General features: G+C 39.2%; 16 protein-coding genes. 13 read left to right on the top strand and 3 right to left on the bottom strand.

Features of this window, described 5'->3' with window-relative positions:
* Window positions 1-45 precede the first annotated feature (45 nt).
* From hrpB to QL995_RS06550, 5 genes are all read left to right on the top strand, one after another.
* Entirely contained in the window at window positions 46-2472 is a 2427-nt protein-coding gene (gene hrpB, locus QL995_RS06570) for an ATP-dependent helicase HrpB (protein WP_290293790.1), read from the top strand.
* Window positions 2473-2545: 73 nt separating this feature from the next.
* Window positions 2546-2974 carry a hypothetical protein gene (locus QL995_RS06565; protein WP_290293789.1) on the top strand — a complete coding sequence of 143 codons (429 nt, stop codon included), beginning with the start codon at window positions 2546-2548 and terminating at the stop codon, window positions 2972-2974.
* A gap of 54 nt (window positions 2975-3028) precedes the next feature.
* Window positions 3029-3493 (top strand): nuclear transport factor 2 family protein, encoded by a 465-nt coding sequence (locus tag QL995_RS06560; RefSeq protein WP_290293788.1) that lies wholly within the window; start codon window positions 3029-3031, stop codon window positions 3491-3493.
* 15 nt (window positions 3494-3508) lie between these two features.
* Window positions 3509-3853, top strand: a complete 345-nt coding sequence (locus QL995_RS06555; RefSeq protein WP_007581228.1) for a DUF6694 family lipoprotein — start codon at window positions 3509-3511, stop codon at window positions 3851-3853.
* Between the two features lie 397 nt (window positions 3854-4250).
* Window positions 4251-5816: a diguanylate cyclase gene (locus QL995_RS06550; protein ID WP_290293787.1), complete on the top strand. Its 1566-nt coding sequence runs from the start codon at window positions 4251-4253 to the stop codon at window positions 5814-5816.
* A gap of 49 nt (window positions 5817-5865) precedes the next feature.
* On the opposite strand, the gene QL995_RS06545 is transcribed toward QL995_RS06550, so the two are convergent.
* Window positions 5866-6081, bottom strand: a complete 216-nt coding sequence (locus QL995_RS06545) for a hypothetical protein (protein WP_002958138.1) — start codon at window positions 6079-6081, stop codon at window positions 5866-5868.
* A 170-nt stretch (window positions 6082-6251) separates the two neighbouring features.
* On the opposite strand from QL995_RS06545, the gene QL995_RS06540 reads away from it, so the two are divergent.
* The 4 genes from QL995_RS06540 (at window position 6252) to QL995_RS06525 (ending at window position 11521) form a co-directional block, all read left to right on the top strand.
* A complete protein-coding gene (locus QL995_RS06540) occupies window positions 6252-8159 on the top strand; it encodes a DUF1800 family protein (protein WP_197152913.1) in 1908 nt (635 codons plus the stop codon).
* A gap of 9 nt (window positions 8160-8168) precedes the next feature.
* Window positions 8169-9509: a DUF1501 domain-containing protein gene (locus QL995_RS06535; protein ID WP_290293786.1), complete on the top strand. Its 1341-nt coding sequence runs from the start codon at window positions 8169-8171 to the stop codon at window positions 9507-9509.
* A gap of 108 nt (window positions 9510-9617) precedes the next feature.
* Complete coding sequence (locus QL995_RS06530) at window positions 9618-10331, top strand: DUF1499 domain-containing protein (protein ID WP_010555166.1); 714 nt, start codon at window positions 9618-9620, stop codon at window positions 10329-10331.
* Between the two features lie 143 nt (window positions 10332-10474).
* Window positions 10475-11521 carry an NAD(P)-dependent alcohol dehydrogenase gene (locus QL995_RS06525; protein ID WP_290293785.1) on the top strand — a complete coding sequence of 349 codons (1047 nt, stop codon included), beginning with the start codon at window positions 10475-10477 and terminating at the stop codon, window positions 11519-11521.
* Window positions 11522-11863: 342 nt separating this feature from the next.
* On the opposite strand, the gene QL995_RS06520 is transcribed toward QL995_RS06525, so the two are convergent.
* Complete coding sequence (locus QL995_RS06520; protein WP_197192687.1) at window positions 11864-13069, bottom strand: MFS transporter; 1206 nt, start codon at window positions 13067-13069, stop codon at window positions 11864-11866.
* 360 nt (window positions 13070-13429) lie between these two features.
* Between QL995_RS06520 and QL995_RS06515 the strand changes: the two genes are divergently transcribed.
* From QL995_RS06515 to QL995_RS06505, 3 genes are all read left to right on the top strand, one after another.
* Window positions 13430-14728 carry a PAS domain-containing methyl-accepting chemotaxis protein gene (locus QL995_RS06515; RefSeq protein ID WP_290293784.1) on the top strand — a complete coding sequence of 433 codons (1299 nt, stop codon included), beginning with the start codon at window positions 13430-13432 and terminating at the stop codon, window positions 14726-14728.
* Between the two features lie 154 nt (window positions 14729-14882).
* Window positions 14883-17048 (top strand): TonB-dependent receptor, encoded by a 2166-nt coding sequence (locus QL995_RS06510; RefSeq protein WP_290293783.1) that lies wholly within the window; start codon window positions 14883-14885, stop codon window positions 17046-17048.
* Between the two features lie 215 nt (window positions 17049-17263).
* Window positions 17264-18226, top strand: a complete 963-nt coding sequence (locus tag QL995_RS06505; RefSeq protein ID WP_290293782.1) for a TDT family transporter — start codon at window positions 17264-17266, stop codon at window positions 18224-18226.
* A 2-nt stretch (window positions 18227-18228) separates the two neighbouring features.
* Here QL995_RS06505 and QL995_RS06500 read toward each other — a convergent pair whose 3' ends face one another.
* Window positions 18229-18420 carry a DUF2986 domain-containing protein gene (locus QL995_RS06500; protein ID WP_290293781.1) on the bottom strand — a complete coding sequence of 64 codons (192 nt, stop codon included), beginning with the start codon at window positions 18418-18420 and terminating at the stop codon, window positions 18229-18231.
* 137 nt (window positions 18421-18557) lie between these two features.
* On the opposite strand from QL995_RS06500, the gene QL995_RS06495 reads away from it, so the two are divergent.
* Entirely contained in the window at window positions 18558-20045 is a 1488-nt protein-coding gene (locus tag QL995_RS06495; RefSeq protein ID WP_290293779.1) for a dipeptidase, read from the top strand.
* Window positions 20046-20103: the final 58 nt, after the last annotated feature.

Raw genomic sequence — 20103 nt, 5'->3', positions numbered from 1 at the left:
GGTTTTTTGTTACAATGCCTGCAAAGCAATTTAGGGTAAATAGCTGTGCTGCCGGTTCAAGACATATATCAACAACTCGTTACTACATTACAAAGTAATCCTATTACGTTATTACAAGCGCCGCCTGGTGCGGGTAAATCTACGTGGTTGCCGCTGCAACTAATGCGCGATGGGCATTTTAAACGTATTGTAATGCTAGAGCCTCGCCGTTTAGCTGCTCGTAATATAGCCAGCTACCTAGCAAAGTGCCAAAACGAGAGTGTTGGGCAAAGTGTGGGCTTGCGGATTAGGGGCGAGAGTAAAGTAAGCGCTAATACGCGCCTCGAAATAGTCACCGAAGGCATGCTAACGCGCATGTTGCAAAACGACCCCGAATTAAGCGATATTGATTTACTGATATTTGATGAATTTCATGAGCGTTCAATTGCAGCCGATACCTCACTTGCCTTTGCGCTCGAGACCCAAAGTGCGCTGCGTGAAGATTTAACCATTATGCTTATGTCGGCAACTCTTGATACTGAGCGTTATACAGCGTTTTTTGACTGCCCTGTAATTCAATCAAGCGGTCGCAGCTACCCAATAGACGAAATATACATACCCATAAAAGATGAAAGCCGTTGGCTTGATGCAATTCCTACCATAATAAAACAAGCACTTAATGAGCAAACAGGTAGCGCATTGGTATTTTTACCTGGACAATTTGAAATACTACGCGTGCAACAAGCACTTAGCGATTTACCCAGTAACTGCCAAGTAGCAACGCTATTTGGCGAGCAAGATAAAGCCAATCAGCAAGCTGCTATTGCTCCTGCACCAAACGGCATGCGCAAAGTAGTGCTTACCACCAATGTAGCCGAAACCAGTTTAACTATTGAAGGCATACGCATTGTAATTGACAGCGGCAAGCGCCGTGCAGCTACCTTTAATTTAAAAACAGGGGTCACTGAGCTCACAACACAAAGTATATCGCGCTCGTCTGCTGTGCAGCGTGCAGGGCGTGCAGGGCGAATAGAGCCGGGCATTGTTTATCGAATTGGTTCAAAGCAAACCTTTGAGAGACGTAATAGCCACGACAATCCCGAAATACTCACATCAGACATAAGCCAACTTATGCTTGAGGCAAAGCAGTGGGGAGCCAGTATTGATGAGCTAACCCTACTTGATAAGCCCACTGAGCAACAAGGCGAGCAAGCAAGTAACCTGCTTAACATGCTAGAAGCTATTGATAGCAAAGGTAAGCTCACACCGCTTGGCAGTAAAATGTTAGGTTTTGGTGCTGATATTCGTTTGGCGCATATGCTACTAAAAGCACAAATACTTGATGACCAACTCCCTGGTATTTTTAGGCTCGCTATTTATTTGGTGGCATTACTTGAGAGCCGAGTAAACAGTGCAAACGAGTTGAGTTTAGCGTTGCATAGCCAACAGCAACGTCCGCATCCGGTATTTAAGCAACAGTTAAAATATTGGCAAAGCCGTTTAAAAGTAAAAGACGAAAACAGCGAATTAAATACGCATTATATTAGTTTGCTAGTGGCATTGGCATACCCCGATCGTATTGCTAAAAAACGCGGTAATGGTTATTTACTTGCCAATGGTGCAGGTGCTGAGTTAAATGCCGATTACTGGCACAACGACGATTACTTAGCTATAGCAACCATGGGCGGGCACAAAGGAGGGCGTATATTTACAGCCACTGCGCTTAACCCATTTGAGTTACAAGAATTTTTACCGCATTTATTTAGTGAACTTACTCGCTGTGAGTTTGACGAAAAATCAGCACGTTTTATTCATCAAGATGAAGTAAAGCTCGGGGCTATAACGCTCAGCAGCCAGCCTAGTAAGCAAAAACTAGATAAGAGCGAGCGCGCTAAAGCGTGGCTAAACTTATTTGCTAAACATGGCTTTGCATTATTTAACGAGCAACCTGATGCGCAGCAATTGCTGATACGTATGAGCTTAGCAAGTAATTTAATGCCTGATAAATTCCCAAAAACAAATGAGCAACAACTCATTCAAAATGCAGCGCAGTGGCTAAGCGTGTTTTTAGAAGATATTAAAACGCTCACGCAGCTTAAAAAGTTTAACTACTTTGAAGCATTACAAAACTGTTTTGATTGGCAACAACAAACCGCTTTAAAAGCACTGTTACCACTGCGCTTAACGGTGCCAAGTGGCTCAAATATAAAAATAGAATATCAGCTTGATGGCCCCGCAAAGCTAAGCGTGCGTATGCAAGAAGTTTACGGCTTGACCAGTACGCCTATGCTTGCCAACGGTAAACTGCCACTGCTTATGGAGCTGCTATCGCCAGGTAAACGCTCATTGCAACTTACTCAAGATTTAGCCCACTTTTGGGCTAGCAGTTACCGCGATGTGCAAAAGGAAATGAAAGGTCGTTACCCTAAGCATTTTTGGCCAGACGACCCTGCCAACAGCGTTGCAACAAATAGAGTAAAGAGCAAAATGTAATTTGCCGTATTTTATAACTTTATTTACTTTAAATAGTGTGTTTTTATATTAGAAACAATAAGGAATGTTAAAAATGAAAATAATATTTGCTGCTTTACTTCTACTCTCATCGGGTGTCAGTGCTAACAATTACCAAGAAGAAGTTGATAATTTTTTTGAATTGTACTCTGATGAAAAAATAAGCGATGCTGTTGACTCTATTTACGCAAGTAATAAATATGTGTCGTCGATACCTGATCAGGTAAAACAGATAAAAACGCAGCTATCCTCACTTGATGATCTTGTTGGTGAAATTAATTTCATTAATAAGGTTTCTGATTATAAAGTTGGGGAGCTTTTTGTTCATGTAACCTACCTAGTAACCTACGATAGGCAGCCTATTCGTTTTGAATTTCAATTTTTTAAAGTGAAAGAAGGTTGGAGAATTTATTCAATGTCTTTTGATGACAATATCGATGAAGATATAAAAGAACTTGCAAGAAAAGCTGCGCTAAAAAATTAATGTATTAATAAATTTAGTCGTTTTAGTAAAAATACTTTTTTAAGAGTAATCGTTATGAAGTGCAAGCTAAGCTTTCTATTAATTATATTTTTTAGCTTTTCAGCCCGTGCCGATGAGACGTTAGACCTAAAGTTGTTTGCACAAAGTTATTACAACGCCATGACCGCCACACAAGCACCTAACGCAGGTGCTAAAGAGCTTGAGGCCTACCTTGCATTGTTAACCGATGATATTGGCAATCAGCATATTCCGTATCAACCGGATGACTCACGTACTCCAGATGGTAAAAAGCAGATGCGCAAAGGTATGAGTTTTTACTTAGGTGCGCACACATTGTTTGAAAGCACACTGCTTAATACATTTGTGTTTAACGATACAGGCTTTGCTATTCGTTATAAAAACTATGTAAAAGGTATTCATCCGCAAAATAAACAGCCAATTGAGTATACCTCCACAATGATGGAAGTGATTGAAATTGAAAACGGCAAAGTGGCGATGATCCGCAAGTATCACGAATAACAAATAAGGATATATATGAAACATTTACTTATCGCATTATCAATATTAATGCTTAGTGCATGCGTTAGTACAAAAAATGATTTTAGATTTGATGGCTCCACACCAGAGACAACTCAAGTGGGAGTTAATAAAGTTTTAAAAGCATTAAAGCCTCAAGATTCCATGCGTTTTTTAGGCGCTTTAATCGCAATTCAATTTTCTGACGTGCAAAGCTTAGACGATATTATGGGCGACCCGACCATGATGGGGGAAATGAATTACTTTATTATTGGCAAAAAAATAGATGGTTTAAATTATTACGAAGTACTGGAGCTTGCGAGTTCGTCTCCATCAAAAGTTGAATTTTCTGTAGTGGAATAATTTCAGCTTTTTGTACTACTTTAAATGTGTAATACCAATCCGCAATAATACTTAATCATTTTGCGGGGCTAAACGTGTCGCTACCTGCGTTAAAAAATTCTCATTTAGAACAACTAAATAGCGAATTTTTTGCCTAGCTATCAACACGTTTTTCCGCCCTCAAAATAGACCACTTAATTAAGCGAATTGGTATAATTTTATGTCTATATTAAATATATTATTGAAAAGGCTAAAATTTTAACGCTATAAAATTTAATAGTAAGCTTTGTTTATTCCTGCTCATGAATTTATACTACGCTTTAGTAAGAAGCTAATTATTTATTATTTAGGTACAGGGAGTCTAAAATATAAAAATGTAAGCTACTTTGACTTAATTTTACACGATTAGATAGAGACTATGACATTAAGATTTTTTGTAATAATAGGTACTTTGATTTTAATGTGCTTTGTAACAAGTTTATTAGTTGGGTACCGCTATTTCTTTAGCCTGCCGACCATAAACACTAGTATTGAAGATTATCAAAATCGTGAATTATTAAGTCTTAAAATTGCGCTTGATAGAGAGTTTATATTTTTAGAAACACTCAATTATGACTACGCCGTATGGGATGATACCTATAATTACATGGCTGATTTTGACGTAGAATATGTAGATTCAAACTTTGTAGGTGACACCTTCTACTCTCTCAAAATTGATGGTGTGTTTATTTACGATATAAATTTTAATATGGTTTACGGGCAAGCGTATGATTATATTACACATACTGAGTTTGATGCTCCTGATTTAGATTTACAGGTTAATAAATTAAACCGCGCAATTATTCCTAATTCAAAAGCCTCTGAAGACGACAACAGTTTAAGCCATTCTGGTTTTTTGCAAACAGCGGACGGCCCTGTCATGTTTGCATCGCATGTAATAAAGCGAACAGATAAAACAGGTGAGCCTGTTGGTAGTATTGTTTTTATAAAAAAAGTAAGACCGTCGTTGATCAAGTCCTTAGCTGAGATTGCACAAGTGGAGCTTAGCTACTTACAAATAGAACAGGCTAGTTCTTTAAACGATATTGCGACGCTTAAAGGGAGCCTCCAAGGAGAGGACATTGCCACTCAAAGGAAAAGGGTGATTCTAGATATAAACGGTAATCCACTTCTTGCTTTGAACATTAAGCACCACCATCAAACACTGCCAGTTTTATTTGATCACTATTTAAAACTTATTTTGTTAATGTTTTTTGTAATGTCACTTTTGAGTTTCTATATTGTAAATCGTTACTTTATTGAACCACTTATTAACGGTGCGTCCGCTATCAATTCAATGTTGGTTAAAAACGATTTACAGCCTCTGAGATTCAGTAATAAATTTTTAGAAATGCGCGTTTTAATTAGCGGGTTTAATGCATTAATTAAACAAGTTAAAGATCAAAATTTTAAGCTTGAAAAAATAAGTAAAATTGATGGGTTAACCCAAATTTACAACAGGCGTGCCTTTGACGAAATTATTGTGGCGCAATGGGAACAGGCTCAACAGCAAAAAAATGCCTTTGGAATAATATTACTTGATGTAGACCATTTCAAAAATTATAACGATTTTTATGGTCACCAAGGCGGAGACAACGTTTTACAAGCTCTTGCCCAAAAGCTAAAGCAAGTAGCTAAGCAAAACACAGGTACAGTGGCGCGCTATGGCGGCGAAGAGTTCATATTATTCTTTAAACAGCTTTCTTATGAAGAGTTTGTAGATATATCTCAGCAATTGCTTTTGGCGGTTAGGGAATTAAATCTACCTCATGAAGCGTCGCCTGTACGTGAGTATTTAACAATTAGTGCTGGGTGTGTATTTGCTACAAAAGAAACCTTAAGTAGTAATAATGTGTCTATGCAATCACTAATTAAAGAAGCTGACATAATGCTTTACGAAGCGAAAAACTCAGGTAGAGATAAAACATCAATCAAATCTATATAATTCAAGTGAATTATTAAAGATGCATCAGCTGTTTTTTATTATAAAACGCTTAAACCTCTTTCCCGCCATGGCTCTGTGCTAGGTCGTCAAGTTCGGCGCAAGTGTAATCAAAACCACTTTCGTCGTATTCGTATGTCACTTTTACACTATCGCCGCCATTAAAAAGTCGTGTTTTTACATCGTTAACCGGCCAGTCTTTCAGCTCGTGTAAAAACCGGTTAGCAACTTGTGAAGATTCAAAACAATAGCGAATTTCTGTTTTCATAAATAATAAAGCTCTGGCTGTTTACCCCTGCAGCTAGTGCATTATTAATGGGGCGTTCATGATTCGGTTACAAAAAATAAAGAGTTAAATTGTAAATTTTGTGTTTCAATAAATGCATCAAACTCGGTACACACTAACGTACTTTAATTAACAAATGATGACGACTTTACATGCATTATAAATTTGCTCTGATCGCAAGCACTGTTTTTATACTAAGCGCTTGCGGTGGTTCAGGCTCAGATGATACGCCAACCGTTAACGGAAATAAAATCCCCATTTTGTCAGTCGCTGATATTCCTAGTGAATTAAGTAAGGGCCAAACAATTGAGCTAACAGCAACAGCCAGTGATAAAGACGGCACTATTACATCGGTTGTATGGCAACAAACGCAAGGGCCTGAACTAATTAGCGGGCCTTTAGAGGCAGTAACCACCTCAGTAACACTGCTAAATGCGCAAAGTTATAAGCCTGTTAATTACGCTTTTTCGGTCACAGCAACCGACAATGAAGGAGCAAGCAGTGTAAAAACGCTGAGCTTTATAGCGCGCAATAATATGGATGAGATTAGCGCCGCACGGTTACTACACCAAGCAACAATGGGGCCTAAGCTTAGTGAAATACAAAACGCACAAGGTTTAAGCGAGCAGCAATGGCTTGATAAACAAATAGCGCTACCTATTAATTATCACCGTGATTATTTAGTAAAGCTAAATGACGATGACGACTTTAAATACATAAGCCGCATAGATGCATGGTGGAAAGCAGTAATGCAAAGTGACGATCAACTCCGTCAACGTGTTGCATTTGCGTTAAGTGAAATATTAGTGGTGTCGGATGAGAACAGTGCCTTAAGAGGGCAACCTGAGGGCATGATCACTTATTACGATTTATTACTAAAGCATGCCTTTGGTAATTATCGTGACTTACTCGAAGATGTCACGCTTTCGCCTATTATGGGAACTTATTTAAGCCATTTGGGTAACGAAAAAGCAGACGATACACTCAATATTCGCCCAGACGAAAATTACGCACGTGAAGTAATGCAGTTATTTACTATTGGCCTTGAAGAGCTAAACCTAGATGGCAGCGCCAAGCTTGATGCACAAGGTAATACCATTGCCACTTACGGACAGGTAGAAATAGAGGGGTTTGCACGCGTATTTACTGGTTGGACGTTTGCCGATAGTGAAACATTTAAGCGTAAAAGTCGTGATTATATTAAACCAATGGAAGCATTTGACGAGTACCACTCTAGTAAACAAAAAACCTTACTAAACGGTGAGGTTATACCACAAGGTTATGCAGCAGAAGAGTCATTGCAAATAGCCCTCGATAATTTATTTAATCATCAAAATGTTGCGCCGTTTATTAGCAAACAGCTTATTCAGCGATTAATTACGTCAAATCCAACCCCCCAATACGTTGAACGAGTAGCTAATGTATTTATTGATAATGGCGCCGGTGTACGCGGCGATTTAGCGGCTGTAGTAAAGGCTATATATTTAGATGATGAAGCGCGGCATTTTGGCTCAGTGCTTAATTACCAAGGTAAAATTAAAGAGCCTATTTTAAAAACTGTACAGTTTTGGCGAAATCTAGATGCTAAATCGCCAGCGGGTTATTATAAAACATGGAATTTAATAAATAGCTACGGACAAGGACCCATGCAATCGGCTTCGGTATTTAACTTTTTTAGGCCTGATTATCAAACCGCAGCTTTGCGAAATGAAGGTATTGTTGCACCAGAATTACAAATAGCAAACGACGCAACACTGATTGGTACCATGAACGCGCTTTACGCAAGTTTAGTTTGGAGTACCGCAGAAGCGCGCAGCGATTTAAATTCAAATAGTATTTATATTTATGTTCAAGACGACATGAATGTTTTAGAGAAAAACGGTGTTAGCGCGCTATTAGCTCAGTACAACACGTTATATTTTGCAGGCGCAATGAGCAGTGACACGCGCCAAGCGTTACTTGATTTAGATGCCTACTTTAATGAAGAGCAATACCGTGAACGGGTTTCGTATTTATTATATATGATTGCTATTTCACCTGAATTTAACGTGCAGTATTAGGAGCGCATAATGAGCATTAATAGAAGAGAGTTTTTGTCGTTATGTGTAAAAGGCAGTGTATCGGCTGCCGCGTTAACGAGCCTGCAATTACAAGCATTAACTGGAGCGACTAATGCAGTTGAGCTAGGAGATTACAAAGCATTAGTGTGTGTGTATTTATATGGAGGGAATGATTCGTTAAATATGCTAGTTCCGCTTGAAGGCGAGCAACGTAGTGTTTACGAGCAAAGTAGGCAGAACCTAGCGGTAGAGAGCCCACTTGAGTTAAGTATTAAAAGCCAGTTTGCCGGTGGAGTCGGTATTCATCCCTCACTTGAACCTATACAAAATGTGTTTGAATCTCAAAATTTAGCATTTGTAGGCGGGGTAGGTACTTTACTCGCTCCCACAACATTGAATGACTATAAAAATAAAGCAATAGGTTTGCCTAAGCATTTGTTTTCGCATAACGATCAGCAAGCTGCGTGGATGTATGGTCGAGAAAAACAATCACTTAATAGCGGGTGGGGCGCACGACTTTTAGATCGTTTAGAGTTACAAGATGAGTTTGCAGCTAATGTATCACTCGACGGTACTAATTTATGGCAAACGGGAAGTGCTAGCAATGCATTTGCGCTTAACAAAAGCGGCATTAGTAGTATTAACGCGTTTGGAGGGTATCAACCTCGTAGCGAGCACGTAACTTCTATTATGAACCGCTTACTAGGCAATACGAGCCATCCATTAAGTACAGCTTATGCCAATGGCTTAACAAGTGCGATAAATAACACTCAAGCAATGAACAGCGCGTTAGAAAGCGCGCCTGCACTTATTACCCCATTTAGCGATAATAGCCTTAGTGAGCAATTTGCAGCAGTCGCTAAAACAATTAGCGTACAGGCAAAATTGAGCACTCAGCGCCAAGTGTTTTTTGTTTCTATGGGGGGGTATGATACGCACGATAACCAATTAACAACGCACCCTGCTTTATTAAATACGTTAGCTCAAGGGTTAAGTGAATTTGATAGCGCGATGAAAGAGCTTGATATGGCAGATAAAGTGACTGCGTTTACTATGTCTGATTTTGGTCGCACGTTGACCTCAAATGGCGATGGCACTGACCATGGTTGGGCAGGAAACCAAATAGTAGTGGGCGGCGCAGTAAAAGGCGGCAATATATATGGCGAGCTACTAACTCAACATTTGGATGGCCCACAAGATACCGGTGGCGGGCGTTTAATTCCAAGTGTTGCTAATGAGCAGTACTTTGCCACATTGGCTCAGTGGTTTGGTGTGCCAAGCTCTGAGCTTGTTGATATTTTTCCAAACTTGAGTAACTTTGATCACACAACATTGGACTTTTTTGTGTAATTAGTCGCTAATAGTAATCTAAAAGCACTTGTTAGTAGTATAAGCTACTGGTTAATAGTGCTTATCTGTTTTAATAATAAAAATCACACACAATATAGGAATCATAAAATGAAAGTTTTAGTGAGCTTAGTAAGTTTAATCGCTTTTTTACTCGTCATACTGCCAGGGCCTTTGTATAAATTTGGTATTGTAGAATTAGGTGTTGCGTTTACGGGGTTTAAATTTGGCGTTTATGCTGGTGGCGCTGCATTGGTGCTACTTATAGTACAAGCGTTATTTATGCGTAAAACGTTAACGCTAAGTAGTGGTGTTATTGCACTTGTATTTTCGGTTGTGGCTATTGCTATGCCACTTAATATGATGAACAAGGCTGAAGGTGTACCGGCAATTCATGACATTTCAACTGATTTAGTTAATCCACCAAAATTTGTAGCAATTGCACCACTACGTGCAAATGCATCTAACCCAGTAGAATACGCGGGTGAAGAAACGGCAGTACAGCAACGCAAAGCATACCCTGAGCTGGTAACTTTAAGCTTTGCACAATCTAAAGCCGATTTAATGACAGCAAGCGAACAAGCAGTTAAAAATCTTGGCTTTGCATTGGTAAGTGCAAATACGGCTACAGGTATTGTGGAAGCTACCGATACAACAACGTGGTTTGGTTTTAAAGACGATGTGGTTATTCGTATTAAAGATGAAGGCAGCCAACGTTTTGTTGATATTCGTAGTAAGTCGCGAGTAGGGCGTAGTGATTTAGGAAAAAATGCAGAGCGCATTCATTCAATTATTAATGAATTAAACAGCTTACTTGCAAAATAACTAAATTTAGCGCCCTAGTACTAATGATTGAGCCCAAACACTGTTTGGGCTTTTTTTGTGCCTATTTTATATTGTCAGGTTCTATTCACAGGCTATGTACTATGCTGTTGATGATTTAAATTTTTAACCACTATGGAGTTATTATGAAAACAGTAGGATATGCAGCAAAAAGCCAAGGTTCTGAATTGACAGAATTTTCTTTTGAGCGCCGCGATTTACGAAATAACGATGTAGAAATTGAAATTTTATACTGTGGTGTGTGCCATTCAGATTTACACGCCGTACGAAATGATTGGGGTGGCAGTGACTACCCATTAGTACCTGGGCATGAAATTGTTGGTAAAGTTATGTCGGTAGGTAGCGACGTTAAAAAATACAAGCAAGGCGACACGGTTGCTGTTGGTTGTATGGTTGATTCGTGCCAAAGCTGCGATCAATGTGATAACGATGAAGAGCAATTTTGCCGCGAAGGTATGATTGGTACTTACGCAGGCAAAGACCGCATTAGTGGTGAAATGACCCAAGGTGGGTATTCTAAACATGTTGTTGTACGCGAAGAATTCGTACTTTCCGTACCAGAAAATTTAGACCTTTCTCGCGTAGCACCGCTACTTTGTGCAGGTATTACTACTTACTCGCCACTTCATAAATGGGGCGTAAAAAAAGGTAGCCGTGTTGGTGTTGTTGGTCTAGGCGGACTTGGCCATATGGCCGTTAAAAATGCAGTTGCAATGGGCGCAAGCGTTACGGTAATTGGCCGTAGTGAGTCTAAAAAAGATGATGCGGTTAAATTGGGTGCTCAGCACTACTTAGTGTCATCTAATGATGACGAAATGAAAGACTCGCAATCTGCCTTTGACGTCATTATAGATACGGTACCTGTAAAACATGATTTATCTATTTACACACCACTACTTGATGTAGATGGTACTTTAGTTATTGTAGGCCAAGTTGGTCCTGTAGATGAGCTAAGCACGGTGCCATTATTAATGGGTCGCCGTCGTATTGCAGGCTCACTTATTGGTGGTATTGCACAGACGCAACAAATGCTCGACTTTTGTGGTGAAAATAACGTGCTACCTGAGTGCGAAATGATCAACATAGACGAAATTAACACAGCATACGAGCGTATGGAAAAGTCTGACGTACGATACCGCTTTGTTATTGATATGACATCGCTAAGCGCTTAATTTACTAAGGCCTGTTTATCTTTCGAGGTTAAATTTGCAGCAGACTGTTTGGTATTTAGGCAAGGCAGAGCCTATGTAGTGTGGTTATTCCCCGTAAGTAGGCGATAACGCAGCATAAATGCCAAACATGCGCTGCCCTTTGGGTTCTTTCTAGGGGCAATTTACTCTTTGTTGCTCGGTTTTTACTTAGCCCACTAGGTTACAAACCTCACGCCGCGATTAAATCGCCCCTAGATTGAACAAATTTTAATCCTGAAAGGTCAACAGGCCCTAGGTAAATTAAAAATAAAAGAGCCGCTAATTAGCGGCTCTTTTTGTATTTTAAATTAATCTGAACTCAAGTTAATTAGTAGCTTGCGCTGTTGGTTGCTGTTTATTTAGTTGTAAGTAACTTAGTAGCCACATACCCAAACCACCTAAAAATAATGCAGCTGCTACGTAACCTGTTTGATTAGGTGCAGCACCCTGTGCTATTGCAATTCCACCGACCCAAGGGCCTATAGCATTGGCAGTATTAAATGCGCACTGTACTAAGGCACCAATCATAGCGTGGCCTTCGGGTGCAACGTCCATTAAAAGCGTTTGAATCAGCGTAGCCAAGCCCACACTGCAACCAATAAAGAAGATCACTGCATAAAGAGCCCAAATATTATGGCTTGCCGTTACATAAGCAAAGGCAAATACAATGGTACATACAAGCGCAAGGCCAGTCGTTTTAATTGCTGATTTATCGGCAGCTTTACCCAGTACATAGTTACCGAGCGTACAACCAATACCAAACATTACCATTGCGATAGAAATAGTATATGGGGCTGTTTTTGTTACCACTAAGATGGTGTCGGCAATGTAAGTATAAATACAAAATACCCCGCCAAAGCCAATAATTACAATACCCAAAATAGACCAAACCAGTTTGTTTTTAAGTACGCCAAACTCGTTTAGTAAGTTAGAAGGCTTAGCGTTATCTATATTTGGAACTACTTTATAAACAAAAATAAAAGCAATAAATGCAAGCACTGCAGCGCCGGCTAAACAATACCGCCAACTAAGGTTTTGACCCACAAGTGTTACAACAGGCACACCAACAATAGTAGCCACAGTTAAACCCATAAACACCTTAGACATAAAGCTAGCACGCTTACCTTTTGGGGCAATATCCGATGCTAATAAAATAGCCGCGCCAAAATATGCACCATGAGGTAAACCACTTAAAAATCTAAATATTACAAGCTGCTCAAGCGACGTTGCCATCGCGCTTAACCCGTTTGAGATAAACATTAAGCTTATAAAAATGAGCAATGCTTTGCGCTTTCTCATATTAGCTGTAGTGAGCATTAAAATAGGGGCGCCAACTACAACACCAATGGCGTAAGCACTAATTGCGTAACCACTTTGTGAGGGCGTTGAGCCAAATGTTTCGCTAATTAGTGGCAGCATAGGCATCATCGAAAACTCAGATAATCCTAAAATAAATGTGCCTAGCGCTAATACGAGTAAAATAGCGGTTCTGTTAAGTTGACTAGATGCCGACGTTACATCTGATGTCATAGATGATCCCTTAAGGTTTAATTTTAAAAATGAAACTGCACAATAGATCTTGAATAGGAAATATTATGTGTATGCTTAAATTTTGGTGTGAGAGGGTAGTCTGTGAGGGCGCTATTTTAAGTTAAAAAAAGTACAGAGTCATGCATAAATTAGTGGTTTTATTAGGTTTTTAAAATGTTAATTAGAAGAAAATGCTACTTAACATTTATAAAATAAAAAAACTATTTATAAAGCATATATATATAAGATATTAAATATTAGCCGAAAGGTTATTTAAAGCTTATATTTACAGTACAGCTACATATTGATATCACATTAATTTGCTAATTTTTGTACTAATTTACTCCTTAAGGTTTTTATATGTTTGGTATTTCTAAAAGAAACGCAAAAATTGAAGAAATGGAGCTTCAATTAATTCAAAAACAATCTATTTTATCGGCAATTAATAAGCACGTTGCTTATATAGAGTTTACACCTGATGGAATAATATTAGATGCAAACCAGTTGTTTTTAAAAACGATTGGGTATAGCAAAGAGAAAATAATTGGTAAGCATCATCGTATGTTTTGCGAACCTGAATATGCAAAGTCAAACGAATATAGTCAATTTTGGCAAGCATTGAAAGCAGGGAATTCTAAAGCAGGCTCGTTTTTAAGGTACAAAGCTAATGGCGATAAGCTTTGGCTTGAGGCAACTTACTTTCCTGTAGAAGAGCGCGGCGTAGTCACCAAAGTTATTAAAATAGCCTCTGATATTACGACCAGTTACATACAAAGAAAAGCGCAAGAAGCTATTGCAAATGCACTCGACAAAGCCTTGGCTACAATAGAGTTTACCCCAGAGGGTAATATTTTAAAGGCGAACCAAAACTTTTTAGCAACAATAGGTTATAGCTTAAAAGACATTGTAGGCAAGCATCATAAAATGTTTTGTACTAAATTGTTTTATGAGAAAAACCCACGCTTTTGGAGTGAATTAGCGCAGGGGCAGTTTAAGTCAGGAAAATTTAAACGTATTGCCGCCGACGGTTCAGAAATTTGGTTAGAAGCAACTTATAACCCAATTTTAGATAGCAAAGGTAATGTAATTAAAATAATTAAGTTTGCATCAAATATTACCGATCGAATTAACAATAACAGTGCAGTGACAGAAGCCGCTGCAATAGCACATGAATCGGCGGTAGCTACTGCTACAACCGCTAAAAAAGGCTCTGAAATACTACAAAGCTCTATAGCGAACTCCGACGCCATTGTAAGCCAAGTACTTAAATCGGTAGATTTAATAAAAAATCTTAATGAACAGTCTGCGGTCATAGGCTCCATTGTTTCGACAATTAGCAGCATTGCGGATCAAACTAATTTACTGGCACTTAATGCCGCAATAGAAGCAGCGCGTGCTGGTGATTATGGTCGAGGTTTTGCTGTAGTAGCTGATGAAGTAAGGCAGCTTGCAGCCAGCACGAGTCGCTCTACTAATGAAATAGCAAGTGTTGTTAAAAATAACCAAGAGCTCACTAATGATATATCAAAGCAAATAACGTCAGTTTCAGACTCATCAAAACAAGGAAGAGAGCTTATTGCTAATGTGTCTGAGGTCATTAAAGAGATTGAACGTGGAGCCGATATTGTTTCTCAAACGGTAGCTAAGTTAAATACTTAGTTAATTGCATGTTCCTATGTTCAAAGCTGCCTTCTTATGTGCTCAAACACACCTAACAACATTTTAAATTGATAAAGTGCGACAATATGTCGCGCTTTTGCTTTTGCAACTCACACTATAATTACGCCAATTATTACAGTGGCATAAATTAACAATGGTTTATAAAAGCAAAACTCAAAAAACATATTTACTAACTCCTGTCGCACTTTTTATTAGCGGTGTGCTATCTCCTTTTGCATTTGCCGACGATACGCCTTTAGAAGTGATTGAAGTACACGGACATGCTCAAAATAAGCATTTAGCACTTGGTTCGTCAGAATCGTTATTAAGTGATTTAGGTGTCGATTTTTCTGCGGCGGGCGGCGTATCTAACCTCCCTATTTTAAATGGTTTAATGGGCGACAGAGTTAAAGTGTTAGTTGATGGTGCAGATGTAACCGCTGCATGCGCTAATCATATGAACCCGCCACTTTCGTATATCTCGGCTAATCAAATTACGTCTTACAATGTGGTTGCAGGCGTGTCGCCAGTAAGCGCGGGCGGCGATAATATTGCCGGTGTAATAAGCGTTAATTCTATTTCACCACAGTATAGCGATAGCAATGAATTAGGTTGGCACTCAGGTTATGTGTCAGCGAAGTACAGTAGCGTTGATAACGGACGTAAACTTGGCGTTGGTGCACGTTTAGCAAGTGACACGTTTAGCCTTAATTATCAGGGTTCGTTTAGTGACGCAGATAGTTATGAAGACGGTAACGGCGATGTAGTATTAGATACATTGTATCGAGCACAAAATCATAGTTTAACCGCAGCTATGCGCGATGATAAACAGCAATTAGTTATAAAGCTAACGCATCAAAAAATCCCGTATCAGGGATTTGCAAATCAGTATATGGATATGACCGATAACACCAGCTACGGTGCAATAGCTCAATACAAACGCTCCTTTGAAAACAGCGAGCTTGAAGGGCAAGTTAACTGGCATAGCGTAAAGCACGAAATGGGTTTTTTCAGCCAAGAAAAAACAGGCATGATGCGAATGAAAACCGATGCACAAGATATAAGTACGCAGCTTAAATGGCGTATCGCGCTTGATAAAAACAGCAGTATTTTACTCGGTCAAGAATATTACAATTACAGTATTGATGATTGGTGGCCAGGTATTGAAGGCTCAACCATGATGGGACCAGACGATTACGTAAATGTAAATAACGGTAAACGAGAGCGCATAGCGGCATTTGCAGAATTTGAGAGCCAAATAAATACAAAATTATGGTTAAACGCAGGCGTACGTATTGAAAGTATTAATACCCACGTTGGAGAGGTTCAATCTTACAACGATGACATGAGTATGATGGATATGGACGATATGAGCGACATGGGTAGTATGGAAAGTATGACCATGAGCGATACGTCTACAGATAATACCATCGCTGCACAGAACTTTAATGCTGGCGACAGAGATAACACCGACACCATAGTTGATGCTAACTTATTAATTAACTACCAAATAACAAATTATGATGAGCTGCAATTTGGTCTTGCCCGTAAAAACCGAGCGCCTAATTTATACGAGCGATACAGTTGGGGTGTAAGCACCATGGCAACCACCATGATTGGTTGGTATGGCGATGGTAATGGTTATATTGGTAACCCTGATTTAGACGTTGAAACAGCGCATACAATAAGTGCTACTTATATTAAGCAGGCTAAAGATGATGGTTGGCGGTTAAGCACCAATGTTTGGTATACCGATGTGAGTGACTATATTGATGCTGATATTGTAAGAAGCTTCAATAGTTATGACTTGGACAACACTGCGCGTAACATTTTTCAGTTTACTAATGTAGATGCTATTTTGTATGGTGCAAAAATAGATTTAACAGCCAATATTTATGAATCTAAGGATTTAGGTAACTGGCAGTTACACGCTAATGTTGCTAATACGAGAGGCAAGCGCGACGATACTAATCAGCCACTTTATCAAATTAAACCACTGCAAACTCAGCTAGGTATTAGCCAGCAAATAGGTCGATTTGAAAATGCGTTATCTTGGCAGTGGGTCGATACTAAAAACCGTGTAGATAATGATCGTTTTGAAAACCAAACAGACAGCTACAGCCTGGTTAATTTAAGCTCTAAAGCCACATGGGATTCATTAACGCTAAGTGCTGAAGTGAGTAACGTGTTTGATGAGTACTACCAACTTCCGCTAGGGGGTGTAAGTATTGCGGCACTTAAACAAGATAGCAGCAACGGGTTCGAACAACTTGCTGGGCAGGGTCGTTCATTTAATGTAAGCGTTAGTTACGCGTTCTAATTAACCTCATATTCAAATTTAAAATAAAGCAAAAGCCATAACCACGTTATGGCTTTTTTTGCGCTTTAATAATTAAGCCGTAAACTTATTTTTATGAAATATTTGTACGCAAAAAGCGTTCTATTAAGCACGCTTGTATTAATTTTACAGCGTTATTTTAAGGCAATGCAGTAAAAAGCAGTAACTTGTTCATCACCCAATAATTAGGAAATACAGTGTTTAAGCAATTTAAAAATAAAGTGATGGGTGCGCCAACAGCTATGGCCGGTTTAGCTTTGGGTATTGCTAGTATGGGATGGACATGGGAAAACGTTTTTAATTTAAACTCCCAAGGGCAATTTTTGGGAGCGGTACTAGCTGGCGTATTAGTTTTACTTTTGGCTGCTAAGTTTTTACTACACCCTCATTTATTAAAAGCCGATTTAGCACACCCAGTTGCAGGAAGTGTGATCCCTACATTTGCAATGGCTAATCTTGTTATTTCAAACTCAGTTGGGCAATTTAATTCATTAGCTGGCGACATTATGTGGGTTTTAGCTTTTGTGCTGCATCTCACATTTTTGGTGAGTTTTTTATACCAGCGAGCAAAAAAGTTTAACTTTGAGGATATGGCGCCCAGCTGGTTTGTGCCGCCAGTGGGGATAATTATTGCAGATGTTACTTTTTCGGGAAATCCGACATTAGCATGGTTAGCTTATAGCGCACTGGTGATTGGTATATCAACGTACAGTATTATGCTGCCAATTATGTTTTATCGCTTTTTATTAGCATTAAAAAGTGACTACGAAATACAGCCAACACTTGCCATTTTAGCAGCGCCTGCCAGTTTAACATTAGCGGGGTATTTTCATATTGTAGCTAATCCATCACTCTTTATAGTGGGGGCATTATTTATATTAGCGATAATAAAAACACTGATTGTTTATGTGTTATTTATAAAGTTATTACGCAGGCCTTTTACGCCGAGCTACGCTGCTTTTACATTTCCAATGGTTATTGGGGCAACTGGATTATTTAAAATGAAAGACTGGATGCAAAGTATAAACCTCGCAATGCCATATGTAGATACAGTTAATTACTTAGCTACGTTTGAACTTATAGTTGCCACGGCAGTAGTTGGTTATGTAAGTGCTCGGTACTTTTGCCACTTTAAATTATCAAAGCAACGGGTAGCGTAAAGTTACTCTTGGGTTGCCTCTGGCTCATTACTTTCTTGTTCAGCTAGTTTTTCGCGCTCAGCTTTTGACACATAACCAGGTTTGTTGCTTTTATGTAGTTTAGCGTTAGTGCGTTTATCTTTCTTTTGAAATTTAGTGACGATTTTTTTACGACGGTTCACAATTAAATACCCTGTTAATTTTAAGTCGCGCATTATACAGTCATCCTCATAAAAGCTGCTATATAAATATTCAGCTTAAGTTACTTGTGTGTTTAGCGTAAAGAGCTATAAGTAAGCGCTTCATAGCGTTATAATTACCGCTCTTAGTTATTAATTAAATGGGAATTGTTTTGAAAAAGTTAGCTTTAGCCAGTATTGCTTTATTTGCGTTTGGTGCTCATGCACAGTTAAATAAAAATATTGATAGCGTTGCCGATTACGCAGTAAATACCTACCAAAATGCTCAAATACACACACTAACTAACTTAGTGGCTTTTCCGACCGTTAATAAAAGCGACATTACAGCCCCTCAAAATCCCGATTTTATTGGCTTTAAAGCACTTTTAAAAATGAAAGCCGCAGAGCTTGGTTTTGACTACCAAGATTTAGGCTACACCGTTTTAATTGGAATGGGCGAGCAAAGCGAAAAAGTAACGGTAGTAACGCACGGCGACGTGCAACCTGCTAATGCTAGCAAATGGAAACAAAGCCCTTTTATTATTGATACGTCTGAACCTGGTAAATTAGTTGGTCGTGGTACTGAGGATGATAAAGGCGCAATAGCGACAGCGCTTTACGCCATGAAAGCAATTAAAGATAAAGGCATAACGCTTAATAACCGTATTGAGCTGATGATTTATCTTGCTGAGGAGTCTGATTGGGGTCCGCTAACTAAATTTATGAAAACGTATGAGCAACCAAAATATGCAGTAACGATTGATGCATCATATCCTGTAGTGGTTGCCGAGAAAGGCTGGAGCTTAATTGCTCCTACCTTTAATGCAACATCGCCACAAACGGGTTTATATGTAAAGGATGTAACTGGCGGTGCATTTAGAAGCCAAATTCCAGAAGACGCCAGCTTAGTACTTCACAATGCAGACGCTGCACTTATTAATACATTAAAAGCAAAAGCCAAAACATTAAATAAAGTTGAGTTTAACTTTAGTGAGCAAAATGATGCCTTAGCAATAAGTGTTAAAGGTATGTCGGCGCATTCATCAGAGCCGGAGTCGGGTACAAATGCGATTGCGTATTTAGCTGAGTTATTTAAAGGCGTGGAGCTTGAAAATAACAGTGACGGCGAGCTAATCGACTTTGTGAATCAGTTAATTGGTTTAGATATTCATGGTAAACAGTTTGGCGAAATAGCTTACAAGCACGACTTTATGGGCCCGATGACAGTGGCACCAACCGTTATAGAGCGCGATGGTAATGCGCTAACACTTGCTGTAAATGCACGTCGCCCTATGGGTAAAGACGAAGCTGTATTACAAAAGCAAATTGATGATGCGCTCGCTAATTGGCAAGCCACTAACAATGTAACGCTTGCCAACATAGAAACAATTATTGGCACACCTATGCTGCTTGATAGCGCGCCGCATGCACAAAAGCTGCTTGATATTTTCAAGCATTTTACGGGCGACGAAAAAGCTGACTTTGTATCAATTGGTGGTGGCACTAACGCAAAGCTGTTTGATAACGCGGTATCGTTTGGTCCTTCAATGCCAGGTAAACGCTACACAGGTCACTCAGAGCATGAATTTATGACCATTGAGCAACTTAAGCTTAATTTACGTATGTACACAGCAATGATGATAGAGCTAGGTAATATGTAAGTTATAGTTGTTTAGAAAATGCCGCCTTGGTTAACTGGGCTGACCCAGCAAGGCGGCT

Origin of the sequence: Pseudoalteromonas sp. APC 3358 (assembly GCF_030408075.1) — a bacterium.
Classification (GTDB): Bacteria; Pseudomonadota; Gammaproteobacteria; order Enterobacterales; family Alteromonadaceae; genus Pseudoalteromonas; species Pseudoalteromonas arctica.
Note: the sequence above shows the minus strand (reverse complement) of the source record. Positions and strands in the feature narration are given on the sequence as shown.